Genomic DNA, 18,788 nt, shown 5'->3' with positions numbered 1-18,788 from the left:
GGAGCCCGTCATGTCCACCACCTACACCGTCGTCACCGCTGTCGCCGCGTTCATGGTCGGCTTCTCGGCTCTGTCGGTCTTCATCAAGGCGCCGTGGGTCGTCCAGCCCCTCACCGAGTACGGCGTCCCCCGCTCCTGGTGGACCTGGCTCGGTCTGGCAAAGGCGGCCGGCGCGGTGGGCCTCGTCGTCGGCCTGTGGGTCCCCGCGATCGCCCTCGCGGCCGGCATCGGGGTGGTCCTCTACTTCACCGGCGCCGTCGTCACCGTGATCCGCGCCCGCCAGTACCCGCACGTCGCGTGGCCGCTGATGTACGCGGCCCCGGCGGTCGCCGCGCTCGTCCTCGCCTGAGCGCGAGGCTACGGCTCGATCCACCGGCGCAGCGCGTCGATCGTGGTCTCCGGCGAGGAGTTGAAGCAGAGCCGGATGCCGGGCACGCTCTCGGTGAGCACGTTCACGAGCCGCTCGAACAGCAGGGTGTGCTCCGGCATCATGCGTACGCCCCCACCGATCATCGCCAGCCCGAACGACGCGCCCCTGAGCTCCTCCCTGACGGCGGCCTCGGCGCCGTCAGGGTCGGCGTCGATGAGACAGGCGACCACCTCGATCCCCGCCGCCTCCAGCGCGGCGTGCCCCGCTTGCAGCCGCGCGGTGAACGCGTCCATGTCGAGGCCGGGCAGCTTGCTGAAGTCGAGCGCACGGGGGTGCAGACCGATGGACAGGACCTTCGTGCTCTTCGGGAGCGGCTTCACGGTCACAGGGACCCCACGAACGTGTTCCAGGCCCGCCGTTCGAAGACGAGGGTGGGCCCTGCGGGCGCCTTGCTGTCACGTACGGGGACGAGGTCGGGGAACCCGGGGGCGACTTCGAGGCAGTTGCCTCCGTCGTCGCCGCTGTAGCTGCTCTTGATCCAGGTGGGCGGGATCGGATCGTGCTGCCGCACGGCGGACCTTCCCTTCGGTCAGAGGGAGTGCACGAACGTGTTCCAGGCCCGCCGCTCGAAGACGAGGGTGGGCCCTGCGGGCGCCTTGCTGTCACGTACGGGGACGAGGTCGGGGAACCCGGGGGCGACTTCGAGGCAGTTGCCTCCGTTGTCGCCGCTGTAGCTGCTCTTGATCCATGTCGCCGCGCCCAGGTCGTGCCTCTCCATGCCCGTACCCTTCGATCAAGTCGCTTATCAGAGCGGCGGATTCGCGAGCCGACAGTGCGTCTGCCCTTAACCCATCATAGGTCTGGGCGTGCCGTAACAAGATGGACGGATCGTCGCTGAAGTGGCCGCTGTCGAGCGATTCCGAGTAGACCCATTCGTGCCCATCGGGCAGCCTGATCAGCGACATCGACGTGTTGGGGCGGTGCAGGTCAGCATCGCCGGAAGGCGCGATCTGTACGAAGACATTGGGCAGCTTGCCCACTTTGAGCAGGTGGGCGTACTGCCCGCGCATGACGGCGGAGTCCCCGAGGACGGTACGGAAGCAACTCTCGTCGAGTACGACCGAGTAAAGGGGACCGTCCGGCAGCAGGAAACGCTGCTGGCGGCTCAAGCGGGCGCGGACCCGCTCTTCCAGTTCCGCGCCGCTCGTGGCGCGGGCGAACAGGGCGTGGGCGTACTCCGGTGTCTGGAGCAGACCTGGCACGACGTGCATCTGGTACTCCCGCAGCACCACGACCTCCGCGTCCATCTCCGCCCGGCGCTCGAACCAGTCCGGGTGCTGGACCTCCGGGTACCAGTCGATCTTCGACCACAGCCGGAACAGCACCCCTCCCGTCCCCAGCAACGTGTCGCACGTCTTCGCGAACGTGTCCTGCGGGACCCTCGTGCCCGCCTCCACGCGCGCGATGTGCGAGCGGTCGCACGGGATCTGGCGGGCCAGGGCCTCCTGGGTCAGGTCGGCGGCCTCGCGGTAGTGGCGGAGCAGTTCGCCGAAGACTCCGGCCGTCGTGGCGGCCGTGCTCCCGGTGGCGTTGCGTCGGCTCACTCCGTACCCCCTTGTGACAGTGGGCCCTTGGCACGCGTCGGGCGTTGTGGGCGTATCTCCCATTGAGCAACGCTGGGAGCACGCAGAGTAGTCGCCCGATCGGGTGAGGAGCTGAGGAATGGCAGGGCACAGGGAGTGCGGCGGGTTCGTCTACGACCCCGAGGCGCGCAGAGTCGGGGAGTACCGGGGCGAGGCGGGGCCGTACGCCATGTTGCGGCCCGTCGGTGGCGGGCGGGAGTGGCAGGCGGATCCGGCGCTCGTACGGCCCGCCACGCCCGCCGAGCGGCTGAGCGCCGAGGTCGGGGCGGCCAATCGGTGGGCGGGGGCGGAGTACGAGACGCGGAGGCCGCCCGCGCCCGTGCCGGGGTGCGGGGAGTGTGCGGAGCTGGCCGCCGGGCGGGCGGCGGCGCGGGGGCGGTTCGACTGGAGTGCCGAGACCGATGCCAACGTGCTGCTGCGCTGGCACCGGGCCGAGCGTCATCCGTCGGTCACTTCCACGTCGCCGTGACCTTCTGGGTGTCGACGCGCATGCCGAGCGGGACCCGCCAGGACTCCACGCAGACCGTGTACGTACGGGACGTGGTCGCCCCCGCGGGGATCGGCGCCGGGAGGGGCTGGGCGGACTCGATCGTCGCCCAGTCGACGCCCAGCGCGCCGATGATGTGCGTGGCGAAGGTGACCGTGCCCGAAGTGGCCGCCGTGCCACCGGTGTTGCGGAACGTCACCGTGACCCGTTCGCACCAGCGGGTCTCCGCGTCCGTGAGGACCGGCGCCGAGAGCGTCAGCGTGGCGGGGGCGGCCGGAGGGGTTGCAGTGGTGGGGCGTGCGGGCGGGGCTGGTGTTGTCGTGCCCGGGGCGGGCGCGGTCGCCGTGGGGGGTGGGGTGGTGCCGCCGGGGCGGGAGGGGGGCGTGGTCGGCGTGGTTCCTGGTGTCGTGCGTGAGGGGCCGCCCGTCCGTGCCGTACCCGTATCGGTCGGCGACGGTGTCGTGCCCGGTGGGCTCGGGGACGGGGAGGAGGTGCTCGATGTCGTGCCGCTCGCGGAGGGGCCGGGGGTGTCCAGGGGGACCAGGGTGACCGATCCCGTCGGAGGTATCGCGCCCCTCGGGGAGGAGCCCGCGCCGACCGCCGCGTAGCCCTCCCCGTCGTCGCCGCTGCCGCACGCGGTCAGCGCTCCGCCGAGGCAGAGCGCGACCACTGTCAGAAGTGACCTCTGTCGCCGCATGGGGCAAGTCTTCCTGACGACACGTCAGTTGTGAATGTCGGTGGCGAACTTTGCCTGGGGCGGGGCCTCAGTCCGCGATCAGGCCCTGGCGCAGCTGCGCCAGCGTGCGGGTCAGCAGGCGCGAGACGTGCATCTGCGAGATGCCGACCTCCTCGCCGATCTGCGACTGGGTCATGTTGGCGAAGAACCGCAGCATGATGATCTGCCGCTCCCGGGGCGGGAGTTTGGCCAGCAGGGGCTTGAGCGACTCGCGGTACTCGACGCCCTCCAGAGCCGTGTCCTCGTAGCCGAGGCGGTCCGCGAGGGAGCCCTCGCCGCCGTCGTCCTCCGGGGAGGGCGAGTCGAGCGAGGAGGCGGTGTACGCGTTGCCGACCGCGAGGCCGTCGACGACGTCCTCCTCCGACACCCCGAGCACGGCCGCGAGTTCGGGGACGGTCGGCGAGCGGTCGAGCTTCTGGGCGAGTTCGTCGCTGGCCTTCGTGAGCGCCAGACGCAGCTCCTGGAGACGGCGCGGGACGCGCACCGACCATGAGGTGTCGCGGAAGAAGCGCTTGATCTCGCCGACGACCGTCGGCATCGCGAACGTCGGGAACTCCACGCCGCGTTCGCAGTCGAAGCGGTCGATCGCCTTGATCAGGCCGATGGTGCCGACCTGGACGATGTCCTCCATCGGCTCGTTCCGGGAGCGGAAGCGGGCCGCCGCGTACCGCACGAGCGGCAGGTTGAGCTCGATGAGGGTGTCACGGACGTACGTGCGGTCGGGGCTGTCCGCGGCGACGCCCTGGTCGTCCAGGGCGCGCAGTCGGAGGAAGAGGGAGCGGGAGAGCGTGCGGGTGTCGATGGCTTCCGGCGAGACGACGACCGGCGCGGGGGCCTCGACGATCTCGGCCGACGGCTGGACGGGCATCGACACGGGCACCGAGTCGGAGAGCGTCATCGGTACCGGCGTCGCCGCGGGCGTGAGCGTGAGCACCTTCGAGCTGCCCTGTTCTGCGGACATGCCACCCCCTTGAGGTCGCGGACGGTCGCGGCGGCCACGACCATCGGAGGAACGCAGCCTCCACCTGAATACCGGAGGCGGGGCTGCGGCAAACGCGGTTCCAGCAGAATGTCACATGTCGGCAACACGCTGTAGTGACTTGTCGACATGGCAGGGGTGAATATCCGCAGGAAACAAGGGGTGTACGGCTTTTGGGCCGCCGGAGAACTACTCCGAACCGGTCTACCCGTTTCAGCTACGCCTCGATCCGATTTGCGGATCTCAAACGGGCGAAGCTCCGGGCGAGGAGCCTTGACACATGCATCTGCGAGACGCCGAGTTCCTGGCTGATCTGGGACTGGGTCAGGTTGCTGTAGTAGCGGAGCATCAGGATGCGCTGCTCGCGCTCGGGCAGCTGGACGAGCAGATGCCGTACGAGATCGCGGTGTTCGACACCGGCGAGGGCCGGGTCCTCGTAGCCGAGCCGGTCGAGCAGTCCGGGTAGTCCGTCGCCCTCCTGAGCGGCCTCCAGGGAGGTCGCGTGGTACGAGCGGCCGGCCTCGATGCAGGCCAGGACCTCGTCCTCGCCGATCTTCAGGCGTTCGGCGATCTCGGCGGTGGTCGGGGAGCGCCCGTGGGCGGTGGTGAGGTCCTCGGTGGCGCCGTTGACCTGGACCCACAGCTCGTGGAGCCGGCGCGGCACGTGCACGGTGCGGACGTTGTCGCGGAAGTACCGCTTGATCTCGCCGACGACCGTGGGCATCGCGAAGGTAGGGAACTGGACGCCCCGGTCCGGGTCGAAGCGGTCGATGGCGTTGATGAGCCCGATGGTGCCGACCTGGACGACGTCCTCCATCGGCTCGTTACGGGAGCGGAAGCGGGCCGCCGCGTACCGCACGAGCGGGAGGTTCGCCTCGATCAGCGCGCCGCGCACGCGGTCGTGTTCGGGGGTGCCCGGCTCAAGCTCCTTGAGCTGCCCGAAGAGCACCTGCGTCAGCGCGCGGGTGTCGGCGCCCCGGGTGGACGGCGGTCGGGTGGACTGCGGCCGGTGGGGCTGGGGCTGGTGCCGCGTGGGCTGCTGGGCCTGCTGTGACTGCTGGGCCTGCTGTGACTGCTGGGGCTCTTGGTTCGGCGGCTGTGGGCTCTGCCCCTGCGGGCTCTGCGGCTGTGGGCCCCGGGCCTGCTCGTTCCGCCGCGGCTCGTTCTGTGGCCGTGCGCGCGCGGATTCCTGCCCGCCGGCCTCGTTCTGGGGCGGGACTTGAGGCGCTGTACTGGCCGGCACGTTCACGCCACCCCTTTTGCTGGTCAACTACGGTCAACTCATCCGTCAAAAGCGGTCATAGCATCACAAGACATGTCCACTGTGTGCAAGCACCGCATAACCACGTGTTGACGGCGTCGCGCCGGCCACCCACACCCGAAAGGCCCCCCGCCATGACGGCGGGGGGCCTTTCGGAAAGTGGATCGGGGCGCGCGGGGATGCGCCTCCGGTACGTCCCTAGTACGGGTAGTCCGCGATCACCCACGTGGCGATCTCACGCCACAGGGCGACGCCCGCCTGGTGGGCGGGGTGCTCCAGGTAGACCTTCAGCGCATCGCTGTCCGCGACGGCCGAGTTGATGGCGAAGTCGTACGCGATCGGGCGCTCGCTGACGTTCCAGCCGCACTCCCAGAACGCCAGCTCCGGGATCTCCTTCTCCAGCCCGTCGAACGCCTCGGCGGCGGCCAGGGCACGCGGGTCGTCCTTCGCGATGCCGTCGTTGAGCTTGAACAGGACCAGATGGCGGATCACAGCAGGACTCCTCGTCGGTGGTTCTAGTTGACGAGTTCGGTCATGAACTCGCCGACGCCCTGTGCGGCGGACGATATGCCCTCGAACCCTACCTGGACGAGATCGGCGGCCCTGTCCGGGGAATTGATGATCGTGTACAGCACAAAGACCACCACCGCGTACAGCGCGACCTTCTTCGCTTGCGCCATCTGCCGCGCCCTCCCCTGTCTGCACCCCTGCGTGGACGCGTGAGTCTAACCGAGCCACTTCAGCCACTTCACCGGGTCTTTATGGACCAAGGGCCCGGAGATCGGGGCCTTTTGCCGCACCCCGGAAGGGTGACGGCAGAGCAGGATGGATGTCGAGCCCGGAGGATCTGGCAGGAATCCGACGGGCCGAGGAACCGGCCCTCACTGCGGGGTCCGCGCCGCGAGCTTCCCCCCTGACCGCGGCGCGGACTTGCAGGACCGGTTCTCATCGGGGGGAGCGGCTTGTCCCCCCGATGCCGCTCCCCCCGTCCAACGAAGGAAGGCCCCGGCCGTGCGCACTGGCACGGCCGGGGCCTTCTGTCGTTCCTCCGGATACGCCGAAGGGCCCGGTGCGATGCACCGGGCCCTTCGATCGAAGCGGTAGCGGAGGGATTTGAACCCTCGGTGACTTGCGCCACACTCGCTTTCGAGGCGAGCTCCTTCGGCCGCTCGGACACGCTACCGAGAGAGAGCTTAGCCCAAAGAGGCCCTCGCGATGAAATCCTTGTCCCGCCGCAGGTCAGCGCGTTCGGAAGAAGGCCGTGAGCTGCGCCGAGCAGGCCTCGCCGAGGACGCCCTGGATCACCTCGGGACGGTGGTTCAGCCGGCGGTCCCGGACGAGGTCCCAGAGGGAGCCGACAGCGCCCGCCTTCTCGTCGAGCGCGCCGAAGACCACCCGCTCGACCCTGGACTGCACGAGTGCACCGGCGCACATCACGCAGGGCTCCAGGGTCACCACGAGCGTGCAGCCGGTCAGCCGCCACTCCCCGACCGCGGCCGCGGCCCGGCGCAGGGCCAGGACCTCGGCGTGGGCGGTCGGGTCGCCGGTCGCCTCGCGCTCGTTGTGGCCGACGGCGAGCACCGCGCCGTCCGGGGACAGCACGACCGCGCCGACCGGTACGTCACCGGCCAGCGCGGCCCGGTCGGCCTCCGCGAGCGCGAGCCGCATGGACTCCCGCCAGGGATCCCGTACGGGATCGGGGTCGGAGTCGGGGTCGGGGTCGGATACGGGCACGGGATCAGGTACGGGCACGGGATCGGGTACGGGTACGGGATCAGGTACGGATACGGAGTCGGGTACGGGATCGGGTACTGCGTCGGTCACTAGCGAACGGTCTCCAGAACCTCCGCGGCGCCCAGCGCGTCCGCGATCTCCGCCAGCGCGTCGCTGTCGAGTGCCTGCAGCTGGCTCTCGGACATGCCGAGGTCCGCGAGGATCACCCGGTCGCCGACGGGCGCGGCGGGGACGGAGTCGGCGGACGCACCGGTCTCCTCCTCCTCGTCGTCCTCCCGGTCGAGCGGCTCGCCGTCCTCGGTGCCGTCGAGGTTCAGGTCTTCCAGGGTGTCGGCCTCGTCCAGGTCGTCCCCGAGGATCTCCTTGGTGAGGATCTCCCCGTACGAGGAGCGGGCGGCGGCCGCCCCGTCCGACACGTAGATGCGAGGGTCGTCCTCGCCTTCGACCCGGAGCACGCCGAACCAGGCGTCCTCCTGTTCGATGAAGACGATCACCGTGTCGTCGTCGACCGAGGCCTCGCGGGCCAGGTCGATCAGATCCGACAGGGTCTCCACATCGTCGAGCTCTGTGTCGCTCGCTTCCCACCCGTCTTCGGTGCGCGCGAGCAGTGCGGCGAAGTACACCGTGACTCTCCCACTGATCAGAGGTGTGACGATCCGGCGGCGCGCTCCTGATGCCCCGCCCAATCGGCATCGTGGCAGAAACAGCGGCTTCAGGAGAGGTCTTCGGCTCTTGCGTCGTGCATCAGTCTGATCGACACGCCGACGGTGGGCGTACGACCCCGGCGCACTCACCCGGCGCGCGGCACCGGCGCGCGGGCGGCGCGCGCGTGGTGTCGGGCGCCGCCGCCGTCACCAGCGGAAGGTCCGCATCCGCATCTGCTGACGCATCCGGGCCGCCCGCGCGCGCCGGGGCTGCACGCGGTCGCGCAGCGCCTTCGCCTCGTGCAGCTCACGCAGGAACTGGGCGCGGCGCCTGCGGCGCTCCGCGTCCGTCTCGGGCGGCCTCGGGCCGTCCCGTATGTTCGCCGGGTCTTCCGGATCGGGCATGGGTCACCACCCCACGACTGGGTCCTTGCCCCCACCTTCCCTCCACGGCATGGGTTGATGCCAGTGCGGGCTACTGTGGGTCCATGCGTCTCCACGTCGTCGATCACCCGCTGGTCGCCCACAAGCTCACCACGCTGCGCGACAAGCGCACGGACTCCCCGACCTTCCGCCGGCTCGCCGACGAGCTGGTCACCCTGCTCGCCTACGAGGCCACCAGGGACGTGCGCACCGAGCAGGTCGACATCGAGACCCCCGTCACGCCGACGACCGGCGTGAAGCTGTCGTATCCGCGGCCGCTCGTGGTCCCGATCCTCCGTGCCGGTCTCGGCATGCTCGACGGCATGGTCCGGCTGCTCCCGACGGCCGAGGTCGGTTTCCTCGGCATGATCCGCAACGAGGAGACGCTGGAGGCGTCGACCTACGCGACGCGGATGCCGGAGGACCTCTCGGGCCGCCAGGTGTACGTCCTCGACCCGATGCTGGCGACCGGCGGCACGCTCGTCGCGGCGATCCGTGAGCTGATCAGGCGCGGCGCCGACGATGTCACGGCCGTCGTGCTGCTCGCCGCCCCGGAGGGCGTCGAGATCATGGAGCGCGAGCTGGCGGGCACGCCGGTGACCGTCGTGACGGCGTCGGTCGACGAGCGCCTCAACGAGCACGGCTACATCGTGCCGGGCCTCGGGGACGCGGGCGACCGGATGTACGGCTCGGCCGAGTAGCCGAGCCTCAGAGGATCGTCAGCACTTCGCGGCGGGCGCGGGCTTGGGCTTGTTCAGAGCCACCAGGGCCGCGTCCGCCGTTGCTTTCGGGTCCAGGGCCTTGAACGCCGTACCGATGATCAGGTCCACGTCCGCCGTGCCGCGGGTGTCCGTCTTCGTGGTGGCGCCCTTCAACTGCGTCCCGAGGACCGGGAAGGCGCCCTTCGCCGCCCCCGTGGCGCCGAGCAGCATCCCGGCGCCGGGGACCTTCTTGTCGTACGCGGCGGGGGCGTTGCCGATCTTGCCGATGACGAAGCCGCGCTTCTTGAGCTCGTCGGCGGTGGTCTTCGCGAGGCCGCTGCGCGGGGTCGCGTTGTAGACGTTCACCGTGATCTGTCCGGGTTTGGGCAGGGTGGCGGTGGCGGCGGGGGTGGCTGTGGCCTTGGGGGCCGGCTTGCAGTCGGCGCCCCGACCGGCGGTGGTCCGGGTGTCGTCGCCGCTGCCGCCGGAGAAGACGTCGACCAGTTGGTACGTGCCCCACCCGGCGGCGCCGAGCAGAACCACGGCGGCTCCGGCCGCCAGAACGATCCTGCGACGGCGGGGGCGGCGCATGCGCGGGTACGTGTCCCCCGTGATGCGGTACTTTCCGCCCATTCCGGGGGGAGTGAGCATGCTCATGGACGCAGCGTAATGCCGCTGCCCAAGGATGCCTACTGGATGATCATGTGATCGCGTCCGGATGGGCGGGAAGAGCCCCCGAAAGGGTCAGTGGGCGGCGTGCGGGGTGGCCGGGCGGGCGTCGGTCCCCGTCCAGGACGGGTCGGTCCACGTCGGTCCACGTCGGTCCACGTCGAGGACGGGCAGTCCATCTCCAGGACGGGGCGGTCCGTCCGCGCGACGGGGTGATCCGTCCGCGCGACGGGTCAGTCCATCTCCAGGACGCGGGCGTGCAGCACCTGACGCTGCTGGAGCGCCGCGCGCACGGCGCGGTGCAGTCCGTCCTCGAGGTAGAGGTCGCCCCGCCACTTCACGACGTGCGCGAAGAGGTCGCCGTAGAAGGTCGAGTCCTCGGCGAGCAGAGTCTCCAGATCCAGCTGGCCCTTGGTGGTCACCAGCTGGTCGAGGCGGACCGGGCGCGGGGCGACGTCCGCCCACTGCCGGGTGCTTTCCCGGCCGTGGTCGGGATACGGCCGGCCGTTTCCGATGCGCTTGAAGATCACACGGAAAGCCTACCGGGCCAGCGGCTGCCGGCGCAGCCACGCGGAGCCGATGGGATGCTGGGGCAAACCGTCACGATTCCGGACTAGGGGTCCTGTCATGAGCGTGAGCGAGCAGTCTCCGACCGGCGAGATCGCGGCGGGGTACGCCTTCTCCGGGCCCGCGCTGGAACTGGGCGCCCTGCTGTGGGACGGGGAATGTCACCCGGACGCGCGCATCCGGATCCCTCTGCCGATGCTCAACCGGCACGGTCTGGTCGCGGGGGCGACCGGAACGGGCAAGACGAAGACGCTCCAGCTCATCGCCGAGCAGCTGTCCGCGAGCGGGGTGCCGGTCTTCCTCGCCGACATCAAGGGGGACGTCTCGGGGATTGCGGCGCCGGGCGCCGACTCCGCGAAGGTCCGGGAGCGGGCGGGGCAGGTGGGGCAGGAGTGGGAGGCGACCGGCTTCCCGTGCGAGTTCTACGGGCTCGGCGGCGTCGGTCCGGGGATTCCCGTACGGGCCACGGTGACCAGCTTCGGGCCCCTCCTGCTCTCCAAGGTGCTCCGGCTCAACCAGACGCAGGAGCAGTCGCTCGGGCTGATCTTCCACTACGCGGACCAGAAGGGTCTGGAGCTGGTGGACCTGAAGGACCTGCGGGCGGTGGTGGCCTTTCTCGTGTCGGACGTGGGGAAGCCGGAGCTGAAGGGGATCGGCGGGCTCTCGACGGTGACGGCCGGGGTGATCCTGCGGGCGATCACCGCGTTCGAGCAGGCGGGCGCGGGCGGCTTCTTCGGGGAGCCGGAGTTCGACACGAGCGAGTTCCTGCGGACGGCGGCGGACGGGCGCGGCATGGTCTCCGTACTGGAGCTGCCGGCGGTGCAGGACAAGCCGCAGCTCTTCTCGACGTTCCTGATGTGGATGCTGGCGGATCTGTTCGGGGACCTGCCGGAGGTCGGGGACCTGGAGAAGCCGAAGCTGGTGTTCTTCTTCGACGAGGCGCATCTGCTGTTCAGCGGGGCCTCGAAGGCGTTCCTGGAGTCGATCACGCAGACCGTGCGGCTGATCCGGTCGAAGGGCGTGGGGATCTTCTTCGTCACCCAGACGCCGAAGGACGTGCCGGGGGACGTGCTCGCGCAGCTGGGCAACCGGGTGCAGCACGCGCTGCGGGCGTTCACCCCGGACGACGCGAAGGCGCTGAAGGCGACGGTACGGACGTTCCCGAACTCGGCGTACGACCTGGAGGAGGTCCTGACGGGGCTGGGGACGGGCGAGGCGGTGGTCACCGTACTGAGCGAGACGGGCGCGCCGACGCCGGTGGCCGCGACCCGGCTGCGGGCGCCGGAGTCCCTGATGGGGCCGGTCGAGGCGGGCGCGCTGGAGGCGGCGGTGAAGGGGTCGCCGCTGTGGGGACGGTACGCGGAGGCGGTGGACCGGGAGTCGGCGTACGAGAAGCTGACGGCGGAGCAGCAGGCGGCCGAGGCGGCGGCGCTCCGTGCGGCGGAGGAGGCGGAAGCGGCGAAGGCGGCGCGCACGGCCCCGAAGACGGCGCCGAAGAAGGCCTCGAAGGAGGACCGGTCGCTCGCGGAGCAGGTGGTGGGGAGCGGGATCTTCACCTCGCTTGCCCGGTCGGTCGGTACGCAGCTGGGGCGGGAGATCTCGCGGTCGATCTTCGGGACGTCGCGGCGGAAGCGGTAGGGCCGCCGCGGGGATCGTACGCCGAAGGCCCGCCCCGCCGGAGTCGGCGGGGCGGGCCTTCGGGGGATCGGGGGATCCGGGCCTTCGGAGGATCCGGGGATCCGGGGATCCCGGGATCTAAGGATCGGGGAGCGGCGTGGCTACTCCGTCACCTCGTGGTCGTGGCCGTCGTGGAGGCCGCCGCCGCTGCCGGCGTCGCCCTCCGTGGGGACGGTGGTGACCGGGCGCTTGAGGGAGCTGATGTCGTGGGCGTAGGTGCCCACGGCGTTGGCGATGACGTCGATGTTGGCGTCGAAGGCCTTCATGTTGATGTTCGACAGGTCGTCACCGGCCGCGTGGTAGTTCACGTCGTACGCGACTCCGGCCGTACCGCCGAACTTCGCCGCCTGCGCGGCCGTCTTGATGCCCTCGGCGCCGGTGAACGTGCCGCCCGAGGGGATGCCGATCTCGATGAACGGGCCGTAGTCCGAGCGCCCCGTGAAGTCGGTGCCCTCGTGCGGGAGGCCGCGCTTGTCCATGAAGTCGGTGATGTCCCGCTCCAGTTGGGCGGAGCCCGCCGGGCCCGCGCCGGCGCCGACGTTGTCGGAGTCGTCGCCGTCGTAGACGAACAGCCCGTAGTTCGGCGACGCGATCATGTCGAAGTTGAGGTAGAGCTTGACTTCCTTCTTGTCGAGCTCGCTCATGTTCGCCACGTAGTGCTCGGAGCCGAGCAGCCCGTTCTCCTCGGCCGACCACCAGGCGAAGCGGACCTTGTTGCGGACCTTCTCCTTCGACTTGGCGAGCTCCAGGGCGGCCTGCAGGAGGCCGGCGGAGCCGGAGCCGTTGTCGTTGATGCCGGGGCCCGCCGTCACCGAGTCGAGGTGCGAGCCGAGCATCACGGTGTTGGCCGCGTTGCCGCCCTTGGTCTCGGCGATGACGTTGTTGGTGGAGCGGTTCTCCTGGAGCTGACGGATCTCGAAGGAGAGCTTGACCGGGCCCTTGGCCAGGTCCGCGGCCAGCTTCTGGCCCTCGGCCTGGGTGATGCCGCCGGTCGGGATCTTGGCGGAGGCCTGGTCGCCGAGGGTGCCGGAGAGCGTCCCCTCGGTGTTGTTGTAGATGATCGCGCCCGCAGCGCCGGCCGCGGCGGCGTTCTGCTGCTTCACGGCGAAGGCGCAGGCGCCGCGCTGGATCAGCGCGATCTTGCCGGTGAAGGCGCCCGCCGCGAAGTCGCCCGGCTCACAGCCGTGCGTGCCGTCCGCGTCGACCGGCGCGGCGACGAGGTCGGCCTTGATGCCGCCGACCGGCGTCGACTTCGTGTACGTCATGGCGGCGATGGCGAGGTCGCGGGGGGCCGGGGAGAGCACGGAAGCCTTCTCGGCCAGCGTCTGCGTGTAGATGAAGCTGAACTGCTGGTACGAGACGTTGTAGCCGGCCTTCTTCAGCTGCTGGTACACGTACGCCGCCGAGGCGTCGTGCCCGAGCGAGCCGGCCGCGCGGTGACCGCCGGCCGAGTCGGCTATGTCCTGGAACTTCTGCAGGTGCTGGTAGGCGCCCTGTGCGGACGTCTCGCGAACCAGTTTCTTCGCCAGCTGCGCGGCGTCACGCGCGGGCTTCGCCGCGGGGTCCGGCTTGGCGGTGGCGGGAGAGGCGGCTGCCAGCAGGAGCGGGGTGGCGAGTGCGGCTGCGGCCAGGGTGGCCGCGGCTCTGCGAGAGGATGCGTTCACAGAGGTCCTTCCCGGTGCGAACAAGGTTGAAGGGGAAGTTAGCGATCTCTGCTGCCTCCTGTGAACAGCTTCGGCACAATTCATGTCGGATTTAGCAGGATTGACATCCGGAACGATCAATTCCCGAAGGTTTTGCGGCCGTTCGCGGCTTTGGCGCCCTGCGGCTCCTCGACAGCCCTCGATCTCCCGGGCCGCCATCTCCCGGCCTTCGATCTCCCGGTCCGCCATCTCCCGGCCTTCGATCTCGCGGCCCGCCATCCCCCGGCCTTCGATCTCCCGGTCCGCCGTCTCCCGGTCCGCCATCTCCCGGTCCGCCACCCCCTACTCCTCGCCGGCCTTCGTCTCCTTGCCGGCCTTCGCCTCCTTGGCCGCGCGCTTGGCCTCCTGCTTGAAGGCCCGCACCTTCACCAGCGACTCCGGTCCGGTGATGTCGGCGGCCGAACGGTACGAGCCCTGCTCGCCGTACGCGCCCGCCGCCTCCCGCCAGCCCTCGGGCCGTACGCCGTACTGCTTGCCGAGGAGAGCCAGGAAGATCTGCGCCTTCTGCGCCCCGAAACCGGGCAGCGCCTTCAGCCGGGCGAGCAGCTCCTTGCCGCTCCCCGCGTCCGCCCAGACGGCCTCGGCGTCACCGCCGTACTCGTCGACGAGGAACTGGCACAGCTGCTGGATCCGCTTGGCCATCGACCCCGGGTAGCGGTGCACGGCCGGCTTGTCCGAGAGCAGCGCCCCGAAGGCCTCCGGGTCGTACGCGGCGATCTGCCCCGCGTCGAGATCGTCCGCCCCGAGCCGCTGCGCGATCGTGTAGGGCCCGGAGAACGCCCACTCCATGGGCACCTGCTGGTCGAGCAGCATCCCGACGAGCGCGGCGAGCGGGGAACGGCCGAGCAGTTCGTCGGCCTCGGGCTGCTGGGCGAGGTGGATCTTGGTCGTCATGGTCCGATGATCCCGTCCACCACCACGCCCCGCACGGCCGGTCACCCGTTACGGTCACGGGATCCTCACGGTCACGGGGATCCTCGCTGTCACGGGGATCCTCACGGTCACGGGGATCCGTTACGGGTCACGGGGATCCGCTACGGCCGCGGGGATCCGCTACGAGTCCGCGAAGCGGGCGAGAGAGGTCAGGACCAGGGCGCGGGTCTCCTCGTCGCCGAGGTGGCCGGCGCGTTCGATCACGTGGAGCTCCGCGTCCGGCCAGGCGTGGGCCAGTTCCCAGGCGGTCGTCAGCGGGCCGCCCATGTCGCGGCGGCCGTGGATCAGGACGCCCGGAATGCCGGCGAGCCGGTGGGCGTCGCGGATCAGGGCGCCCTCCGCCAGCCAGGCGCCGTGGGCGAAGTAGTGGGCGCAGATCCGGACGAAGGCGAGTCGGGTGTTGTCGACCCGGTCGGTGTACGGGGTGCCCATGCCCTCCAGGGACAGCACCGCGTCCTCCCAGGCGCACCAGTCCGCCGCCGCCTTCTCCCGTACGGAACGGTCCGGATGTTCCATCCGGCGGGCGTACGCCCGCACCAGGTCGGCCGCCCCGTCCGCCCCGGCGCGGAACCGCTCGTGCGCCTCGGGGAAGAACGCGCCGACACCCTCGTACAGCCAGGCCGTCTCGGAGCGGCGGGTCGTCGTCACCGCCGCGATCACGATCTCGCAGACGCGCTCAGGGAAGGCCTCGGCGTACGCAAGGATCAGCGTGGAGCCCCAGGAACCGCCGTGGAGCAGCCACCGGTCCACGCCGAGGTGCTCGCGCAGCCGCTCCATGTCCGCGACCAGGTGTGCGGTGGTGTTCACGGCCATGTCGGCGGCCGGGTCACTCGCGTGCGGCAGCGAACGGCCGCAGCCGCGCTGGTCGAAGAGGACGATCCGGTACTTCTCCGGGTCGAAGACGCGTCGGGCGCTCGGCCGGGCCCCCGAGCCCGGCCCGCCGTGCACGTACAGGGCGGGCTTCCCCTGCGGGTTCCCGGCGACCGAGTAATGGACGCGGTTGCCGTCGCCCACGTCGAGCAGACCCTCTTCGTACGCTTCGATCTCCGGGAACATCCGGTCGACCCTACCGGGGGCCGAGCCGCGTCGCCGGGTCCTCGCACCACCCGAGCACCGCGGGCCACTCCCCGTACCCCGAGTCCGGAGTCAGGTGCCCGCCTCCCGGGACGACGTCCATGTCGAGCCCGAGCGGGATCCCGTACGGGACGTCGGCGCCCTCGGGGCAGTACGCGTCCCCGGCGGCGTACACGAGCCGGGCCGGCGCCTTGAGCCGTACGGCTGCGAGGTCGAGCCCCTCCGCGAACGCGGCGATCTCCGGGATCGAGGCCGTCACGGCGGGCGACGGCGGGGCGACGAGGAGAACCCGGTCGACGTCGAGCCCCTCCGGGTCGAGCGCCGCGGCCCGCAGCCAGAGGAGTACGGACAGGCTGTGCGCGACGACGACGAACTCGCCGCCGCCGGCGGGCCGGTGCAGGTTCTCCCGTAGGGCGTCCAGCCACTCCTCCACCACGGGGGCGTCCGGCGTGGGGAGCTGCGGGTAGCGCACCTCGTGCCCGCGCTCGGCGAGCTGCCCGGCCAGCCAGTGGTGCCAGTGGCCGGGCGGTCGGTGGTTCTGGAAGCCGTGGAGAAGGAGAAAGGTCGCCATGGGGGTGATGGTGCGGGGCGGAGGAGGTGCAGGTCCAGACGTTTCCAGAGGATGGACGGCTGTGGGCGGCGGGGGCCGCTACGGCGAGCTTCCGCCTCGGGGTCTCGGCGCCGGGCGGTCCTCGGGGTCCCGGGCCCCCGGGGTTCCGCCCGGCCGTTCCCTAGGGGTCTCGGCGCCCCCGGGTTTCCGGCCCCGGGCGTTCCTCGGGGTCCCGGGCCCCCGGGGTTCCGCCCGGCCGTTCCCTAGGGGTCTTGGCGCCCCCGGGTTTCCGGCCCCGGGCGTTCCTCGGGGTTCCGGCGCCCCCGCCCCCGGCTCACGCCCCCACGTACTCCCGCAGATGCCGTGCCGTCAGCGTCTCGCCCTTCTCGACCAGGTCGGACGGTGTCCCCTCGAAGACGATCCGGCCGCCGTCGTGGCCCGCGCCCGGGCCGAGGTCGATCAGCCAGTCGGCGTGGGCCATCACGGCCTGGTGGTGCTCGATGACGACGACCGTGTTGCCCGCCTCGACCAGGCGGTCCAGAAGGGCGAGGAGCTGGTCCACGTCGGCCAGGTGGAGGCCGGTCGTCGGCTCGTCCAGGACGTAGACCGCGCCCTTCTCCGCCATGTGGATCGCCAGCTTCAGGCGCTGGCGCTCACCGCCGGAGAGGGTGTTGAGCGGCTGGCCGAGCCGGAGGTAGCCGAGCCCGACGTCCTTCAGCCGGCCGAGGATCGTCCGCGCCTGGCCCTTCGCCGTGAAGAAGTCGTACGCCTCCTCGATCGACATCGACAGGACCTCGTGGATGTTCTTGCCGTCGAGCGTGTAGGAGAGCACCTCGGCGGTGAACCGCTTCCCCTCGCACTCCTCGCAGACCGACGCGACGCCCGCCATCATCGCCAGGTCGGTGTAGACGAGCCCCAGGCCGTTGCACTTCGGGCAGGCGCCCTCCGAATTGGCGCTGAAGAGCGCCGCCTTGACGCCGTTGGCCTTGGCGAAGGCGGTCCGGATCGGGTTCAGCAGACCCGTGTACGTCGCCGGGTTCGAGCGCCGGGAGCCGCGGATCGGGGACTGGTCGGCGACGACGACCCCCTCGCGGTCCGGCAGGTTGCCGTGGATGAGGGACGACTTGCCGGAGCCGGCCACGCCCGTGACGACGGTCAGGACGCCGGTCGGGATCTCGACGCTCACGTTGCGGAGGTTGTGCTGCGTCGCCCCGGTGATGGAGAGCGCGCCCGTCCGGGGCCGTACGTCGGCGCGGAGCTTCGCGCGGTGGGAGAGGTGCTCGCCGGTCAGCGTCCCCGAGGCGCGCAGGCCCGGCACGTCACCGGAGTAGCAGATCTCGCCGCCGTTCGTACCGGCGCGCGGGCCGAGGTCGACGACGTGGTCGGCGATCTCGATGACCTCCGGCTTGTGCTCCACGACGAGCACGGTGTTGCCCTTGTCGCGCAGCCGCAGCAGCAAATCGTTCATGCGGCGGATGTCGTGCGGGTGCAGGCCGATGGTCGGCTCGTCGAAGACGTACGTGACGTCGGTGAGAGAGGAGCCGAGGTGGCGCACCATCTTCACGCGCTGCGCCTCGCCACCGGAGAGGGTTCCGGAGGCGCGGTCCAGGCTCAGGTAGCCGAGGCCGATCTCGACGAGGGAGTCGAGCAGTTCGCGCAGGCCGGCGAGGAGCGGGGCGACGGAAGGGTCGTCGATCCGCCGGAGGAAGTCGGCGAGATCGCTGATTTGCATGGCGGAGCACTCGGCGATGTTGACCCCGTCGATACGGGAGGACAGCGCGGCCTGGGTGAGGCGGGTGCCCGCGCACTCGGGGCAGGTACGGAAGACGACGGCCCGGTCGACGAAGGCGCGGATGTGGGCCTGCATGGCGTCCCGGTCCTTGACCAGGACGGTCCGCTGGAGCTTCACCACGAGGCCCTCGTAGGTGAAGTTGTTGCTGCCGACCTTCACCTTGCAGGACGGCTTGTGGAGGAAGTCCTCCCACTCCTGCTCGGTGAAGTCTGCGAGCTTCTTGTCGGGGTCGTAGAACCCGGAGCCGGCCATGACCTGCCACATCCAGGAGTCGACGGCGTAGCCCGGCACGGTGATGGCGCCCTCGTTGAGGGACTTCGTGCGGTCGACGAGCTCGTCCACGTCGATGTCGGAGATCTGGCCGACGCCCTCGCAACGCGGGCACATGCCCTCGGGCAGGTTGAAGCTGAAGGCGCCGGAGGTGCCGACGTGCGGGGTGCCGAGGCGGCTGAAGACGATGCGGAGCATCGTGTACGCGTCGGTCGCCGTGCCCACGGTGGAACGGGAGTTGGCGCCCATCCGCTCCTGGTCGACGACGATCGCGGCGCTGAGGTTGTGCAGTCCGTCGACGTCGGGGCGGCCGAGCGCCGGCATGAAGGACTGGAGGAAGGCGCTGTACGTCTCGTTGATCAGGCGCTGCGACTCGGCGGCGATGGTGCCGAAGACGAGCGAGGACTTGCCCGAGCCGGAGACGCCGGTGAAGACGGTGAGGCGGCGCTTGGGGAGGTCGACGTCGACGTTCCGCAGGTTGTTCTCGCGGGCCCCGCGGACCTGGATGACGTGGTGGTTGTCCGCTGCGGCGGGGGTGGTCATGGGTGCGCCCTCCGATAGTGGTCCCGTACCCA

General features: G+C 70.7%; 22 protein-coding genes, 1 tRNA gene and 1 pseudogene. 4 read left to right on the top strand and 20 right to left on the bottom strand.

Annotated elements, in window-relative coordinates; translation table 11 throughout:
• Positions 1-10 precede the first annotated feature (10 nt).
• On the top strand, positions 11-349 hold the full coding sequence (locus ACIPPS_RS19425; RefSeq protein WP_401433394.1) for a DoxX family protein: 339 nt from the start codon (positions 11-13) through the stop codon (positions 347-349).
• Positions 350-357: 8 nt separating this feature from the next.
• Here the strand turns inward: ACIPPS_RS19425 and ACIPPS_RS19420 are convergent, their stop codons facing one another.
• The 4 genes and pseudogenes from ACIPPS_RS19420 to ACIPPS_RS19405 all read right to left on the bottom strand — a co-directional run bounded on the left by ACIPPS_RS19420 (position 358) and on the right by ACIPPS_RS19405 (position 1,974).
• Positions 358-756: a hypothetical protein gene (locus tag ACIPPS_RS19420; RefSeq protein ID WP_401433391.1), complete on the bottom strand. Its 399-nt coding sequence runs from the start codon at positions 754-756 to the stop codon at positions 358-360.
• Complete coding sequence (locus ACIPPS_RS19415) at positions 753-941, bottom strand: DUF397 domain-containing protein (RefSeq protein WP_401433388.1); 189 nt, start codon at positions 939-941, stop codon at positions 753-755. Before ACIPPS_RS19415 ends, ACIPPS_RS19420 begins: the two co-directional genes overlap by 4 nt.
• Positions 942-959: 18 nt before the next feature.
• Positions 960-1,064, bottom strand: a pseudogene (locus ACIPPS_RS19410) (DUF397 domain-containing protein); the annotation flags it as partial.
• Entirely contained in the window at positions 1,033-1,974 is a 942-nt protein-coding gene (locus ACIPPS_RS19405) for a Scr1 family TA system antitoxin-like transcriptional regulator (RefSeq protein ID WP_401433386.1), read from the bottom strand. The pseudogene ACIPPS_RS19410 and the gene ACIPPS_RS19405, both read right to left, overlap by 32 nt.
• Before the next feature lie 118 nt (positions 1,975-2,092).
• On the opposite strand from ACIPPS_RS19405, the gene ACIPPS_RS19400 reads away from it, so the two are divergent.
• Positions 2,093-2,482 carry a hypothetical protein gene (locus ACIPPS_RS19400; RefSeq protein ID WP_401433383.1) on the top strand — a complete coding sequence of 130 codons (390 nt, stop codon included), beginning with the start codon at positions 2,093-2,095 and terminating at the stop codon, positions 2,480-2,482.
• On the opposite strand, the gene ACIPPS_RS19395 is transcribed toward ACIPPS_RS19400, so the two are convergent.
• The 9 genes from ACIPPS_RS19395 to ACIPPS_RS19355 form a co-directional block, all read right to left on the bottom strand.
• Positions 2,463-2,699: a hypothetical protein gene (locus tag ACIPPS_RS19395; protein ID WP_401433381.1), complete on the bottom strand. Its 237-nt coding sequence runs from the start codon at positions 2,697-2,699 to the stop codon at positions 2,463-2,465. The genes ACIPPS_RS19400 and ACIPPS_RS19395 overlap by 20 nt on opposite strands.
• 565 nt (positions 2,700-3,264) lie before the next feature.
• Positions 3,265-4,197, bottom strand: coding sequence for an RNA polymerase sigma factor SigF (locus ACIPPS_RS19390; protein ID WP_401433378.1), 933 nt, complete (start codon positions 4,195-4,197; stop codon positions 3,265-3,267).
• A gap of 235 nt (positions 4,198-4,432) precedes the next feature.
• Positions 4,433-5,464 carry an RNA polymerase sigma factor SigF gene (locus ACIPPS_RS19385; protein ID WP_401434601.1) on the bottom strand — a complete coding sequence of 344 codons (1,032 nt, stop codon included), beginning with the start codon at positions 5,462-5,464 and terminating at the stop codon, positions 4,433-4,435.
• A gap of 210 nt (positions 5,465-5,674) precedes the next feature.
• Entirely contained in the window at positions 5,675-5,968 is a 294-nt protein-coding gene (locus ACIPPS_RS19380; protein ID WP_401433375.1) for a Dabb family protein, read from the bottom strand.
• 23 nt (positions 5,969-5,991) lie between these two features.
• A complete protein-coding gene (locus ACIPPS_RS19375) occupies positions 5,992-6,156 on the bottom strand; it encodes a hypothetical protein (protein WP_355110869.1) in 165 nt (54 codons plus the stop codon).
• Positions 6,157-6,574: 418 nt separating this feature from the next.
• Positions 6,575-6,659, bottom strand: a tRNA-Ser gene (locus tag ACIPPS_RS19370).
• Between the two features lie 56 nt (positions 6,660-6,715).
• Positions 6,716-7,144 (bottom strand): tRNA adenosine(34) deaminase TadA, encoded by a 429-nt coding sequence (gene tadA / locus ACIPPS_RS19365; RefSeq protein WP_401434598.1) that lies wholly within the window; start codon positions 7,142-7,144, stop codon positions 6,716-6,718.
• A gap of 155 nt (positions 7,145-7,299) precedes the next feature.
• Positions 7,300-7,833, bottom strand: a complete 534-nt coding sequence (locus ACIPPS_RS19360) for a hypothetical protein (protein ID WP_401433372.1) — start codon at positions 7,831-7,833, stop codon at positions 7,300-7,302.
• A gap of 228 nt (positions 7,834-8,061) precedes the next feature.
• Entirely contained in the window at positions 8,062-8,259 is a 198-nt protein-coding gene (locus tag ACIPPS_RS19355) for a hypothetical protein (protein WP_401433370.1), read from the bottom strand.
• Positions 8,260-8,342: 83 nt separating this feature from the next.
• On the opposite strand from ACIPPS_RS19355, the gene upp reads away from it, so the two are divergent.
• The gene (gene upp / locus ACIPPS_RS19350) at positions 8,343-8,978 is read left to right on the top strand and encodes a uracil phosphoribosyltransferase (protein ID WP_401433368.1); all 636 of its coding nucleotides are present in this window, start codon (positions 8,343-8,345) and stop codon (positions 8,976-8,978) included.
• An 18-nt stretch (positions 8,979-8,996) separates the two neighbouring features.
• Here upp and ACIPPS_RS19345 read toward each other — a convergent pair whose 3' ends face one another.
• Together ACIPPS_RS19345 and ACIPPS_RS19340 are read right to left on the bottom strand one after the other, a co-directional pair.
• Positions 8,997-9,635 (bottom strand): LytR C-terminal domain-containing protein, encoded by a 639-nt coding sequence (locus ACIPPS_RS19345; protein ID WP_401433365.1) that lies wholly within the window; start codon positions 9,633-9,635, stop codon positions 8,997-8,999.
• A gap of 245 nt (positions 9,636-9,880) precedes the next feature.
• Complete coding sequence (locus tag ACIPPS_RS19340) at positions 9,881-10,177, bottom strand: type II toxin-antitoxin system VapB family antitoxin (RefSeq protein ID WP_009067182.1); 297 nt, start codon at positions 10,175-10,177, stop codon at positions 9,881-9,883.
• 97 nt (positions 10,178-10,274) lie between these two features.
• Here ACIPPS_RS19340 and ACIPPS_RS19335 point away from each other — a divergent pair, with 97 nt between their 5' ends.
• Positions 10,275-11,852 (top strand): helicase HerA-like domain-containing protein, encoded by a 1,578-nt coding sequence (locus tag ACIPPS_RS19335; protein WP_401433362.1) that lies wholly within the window; start codon positions 10,275-10,277, stop codon positions 11,850-11,852.
• A gap of 140 nt (positions 11,853-11,992) precedes the next feature.
• Here the strand turns inward: ACIPPS_RS19335 and ACIPPS_RS19330 are convergent, their stop codons facing one another.
• From ACIPPS_RS19330 to ACIPPS_RS19310, 5 genes are all read right to left on the bottom strand, one after another.
• A complete protein-coding gene (locus ACIPPS_RS19330) occupies positions 11,993-13,555 on the bottom strand; it encodes a M28 family metallopeptidase (RefSeq protein ID WP_401433359.1) in 1,563 nt (520 codons plus the stop codon).
• Between the two features lie 321 nt (positions 13,556-13,876).
• A complete protein-coding gene (locus ACIPPS_RS19325; protein WP_401433357.1) occupies positions 13,877-14,488 on the bottom strand; it encodes an HhH-GPD-type base excision DNA repair protein in 612 nt (203 codons plus the stop codon).
• A gap of 159 nt (positions 14,489-14,647) precedes the next feature.
• Positions 14,648-15,583: a prolyl aminopeptidase gene (gene pip, locus ACIPPS_RS19320; protein WP_401433354.1), complete on the bottom strand. Its 936-nt coding sequence runs from the start codon at positions 15,581-15,583 to the stop codon at positions 14,648-14,650.
• Positions 15,584-15,593: 10 nt separating this feature from the next.
• Positions 15,594-16,172, bottom strand: a complete 579-nt coding sequence (locus ACIPPS_RS19315; RefSeq protein ID WP_401433351.1) for an RBBP9/YdeN family alpha/beta hydrolase — start codon at positions 16,170-16,172, stop codon at positions 15,594-15,596.
• A 313-nt stretch (positions 16,173-16,485) separates the two neighbouring features.
• The gene (locus ACIPPS_RS19310; RefSeq protein ID WP_401433349.1) at positions 16,486-18,756 is read right to left on the bottom strand and encodes an ATP-binding cassette domain-containing protein; all 2,271 of its coding nucleotides are present in this window, start codon (positions 18,754-18,756) and stop codon (positions 16,486-16,488) included.
• Between the last annotated feature and the right edge of the window lie 32 nt (positions 18,757-18,788).

This window comes from Streptomyces sp. NPDC090127 (assembly GCF_044746945.1).
Lineage (GTDB): Bacteria > Actinomycetota > Actinomycetes > Streptomycetales > Streptomycetaceae > Streptomyces.
This window is presented reverse-complemented; position numbering and strand designations above follow the sequence as displayed.

Bases quoted from the DNA above. Each gene is read 5' to 3' on its own strand.
- ACIPPS_RS19425 (WP_401433394.1), top strand. From the start codon at position 11: ATGTCCACCACCTACACCGTCGTCACCGCTGTCGCCGCGTTCATGGTC.
- ACIPPS_RS19400 (WP_401433383.1), top strand. From the start codon at position 2,093: ATGGCAGGGCACAGGGAGTGCGGCGGGTTCGTCTACGACCCCGAGGCG.
- ACIPPS_RS19390 (WP_401433378.1), bottom strand. From the start codon at position 4,197: ATGTCCGCAGAACAGGGCAGCTCGAAGGTGCTCACGCTCACGCCCGCG.
- ACIPPS_RS19375 (WP_355110869.1), bottom strand. From the start codon at position 6,156: ATGGCGCAAGCGAAGAAGGTCGCGCTGTACGCGGTGGTGGTCTTTGTG.
- tadA (WP_401434598.1), bottom strand. From the start codon at position 7,144: ATGCGGCTCGCGCTCGCGGAGGCCGACCGGGCCGCGCTGGCCGGTGAC.
- ACIPPS_RS19355 (WP_401433370.1), bottom strand. From the start codon at position 8,259: ATGCCCGATCCGGAAGACCCGGCGAACATACGGGACGGCCCGAGGCCG.
- upp (WP_401433368.1), top strand. From the start codon at position 8,343: ATGCGTCTCCACGTCGTCGATCACCCGCTGGTCGCCCACAAGCTCACC.
- ACIPPS_RS19345 (WP_401433365.1), bottom strand. From the start codon at position 9,635: ATGAGCATGCTCACTCCCCCCGGAATGGGCGGAAAGTACCGCATCACG.
- ACIPPS_RS19335 (WP_401433362.1), top strand. From the start codon at position 10,275: ATGAGCGTGAGCGAGCAGTCTCCGACCGGCGAGATCGCGGCGGGGTAC.
- ACIPPS_RS19325 (WP_401433357.1), bottom strand. From the start codon at position 14,488: ATGACGACCAAGATCCACCTCGCCCAGCAGCCCGAGGCCGACGAACTG.
- pip (WP_401433354.1), bottom strand. From the start codon at position 15,583: ATGTTCCCGGAGATCGAAGCGTACGAAGAGGGTCTGCTCGACGTGGGC.
- ACIPPS_RS19315 (WP_401433351.1), bottom strand. From the start codon at position 16,172: ATGGCGACCTTTCTCCTTCTCCACGGCTTCCAGAACCACCGACCGCCC.
- ACIPPS_RS19310 (WP_401433349.1), bottom strand. From the start codon at position 18,756: ATGACCACCCCCGCCGCAGCGGACAACCACCACGTCATCCAGGTCCGC.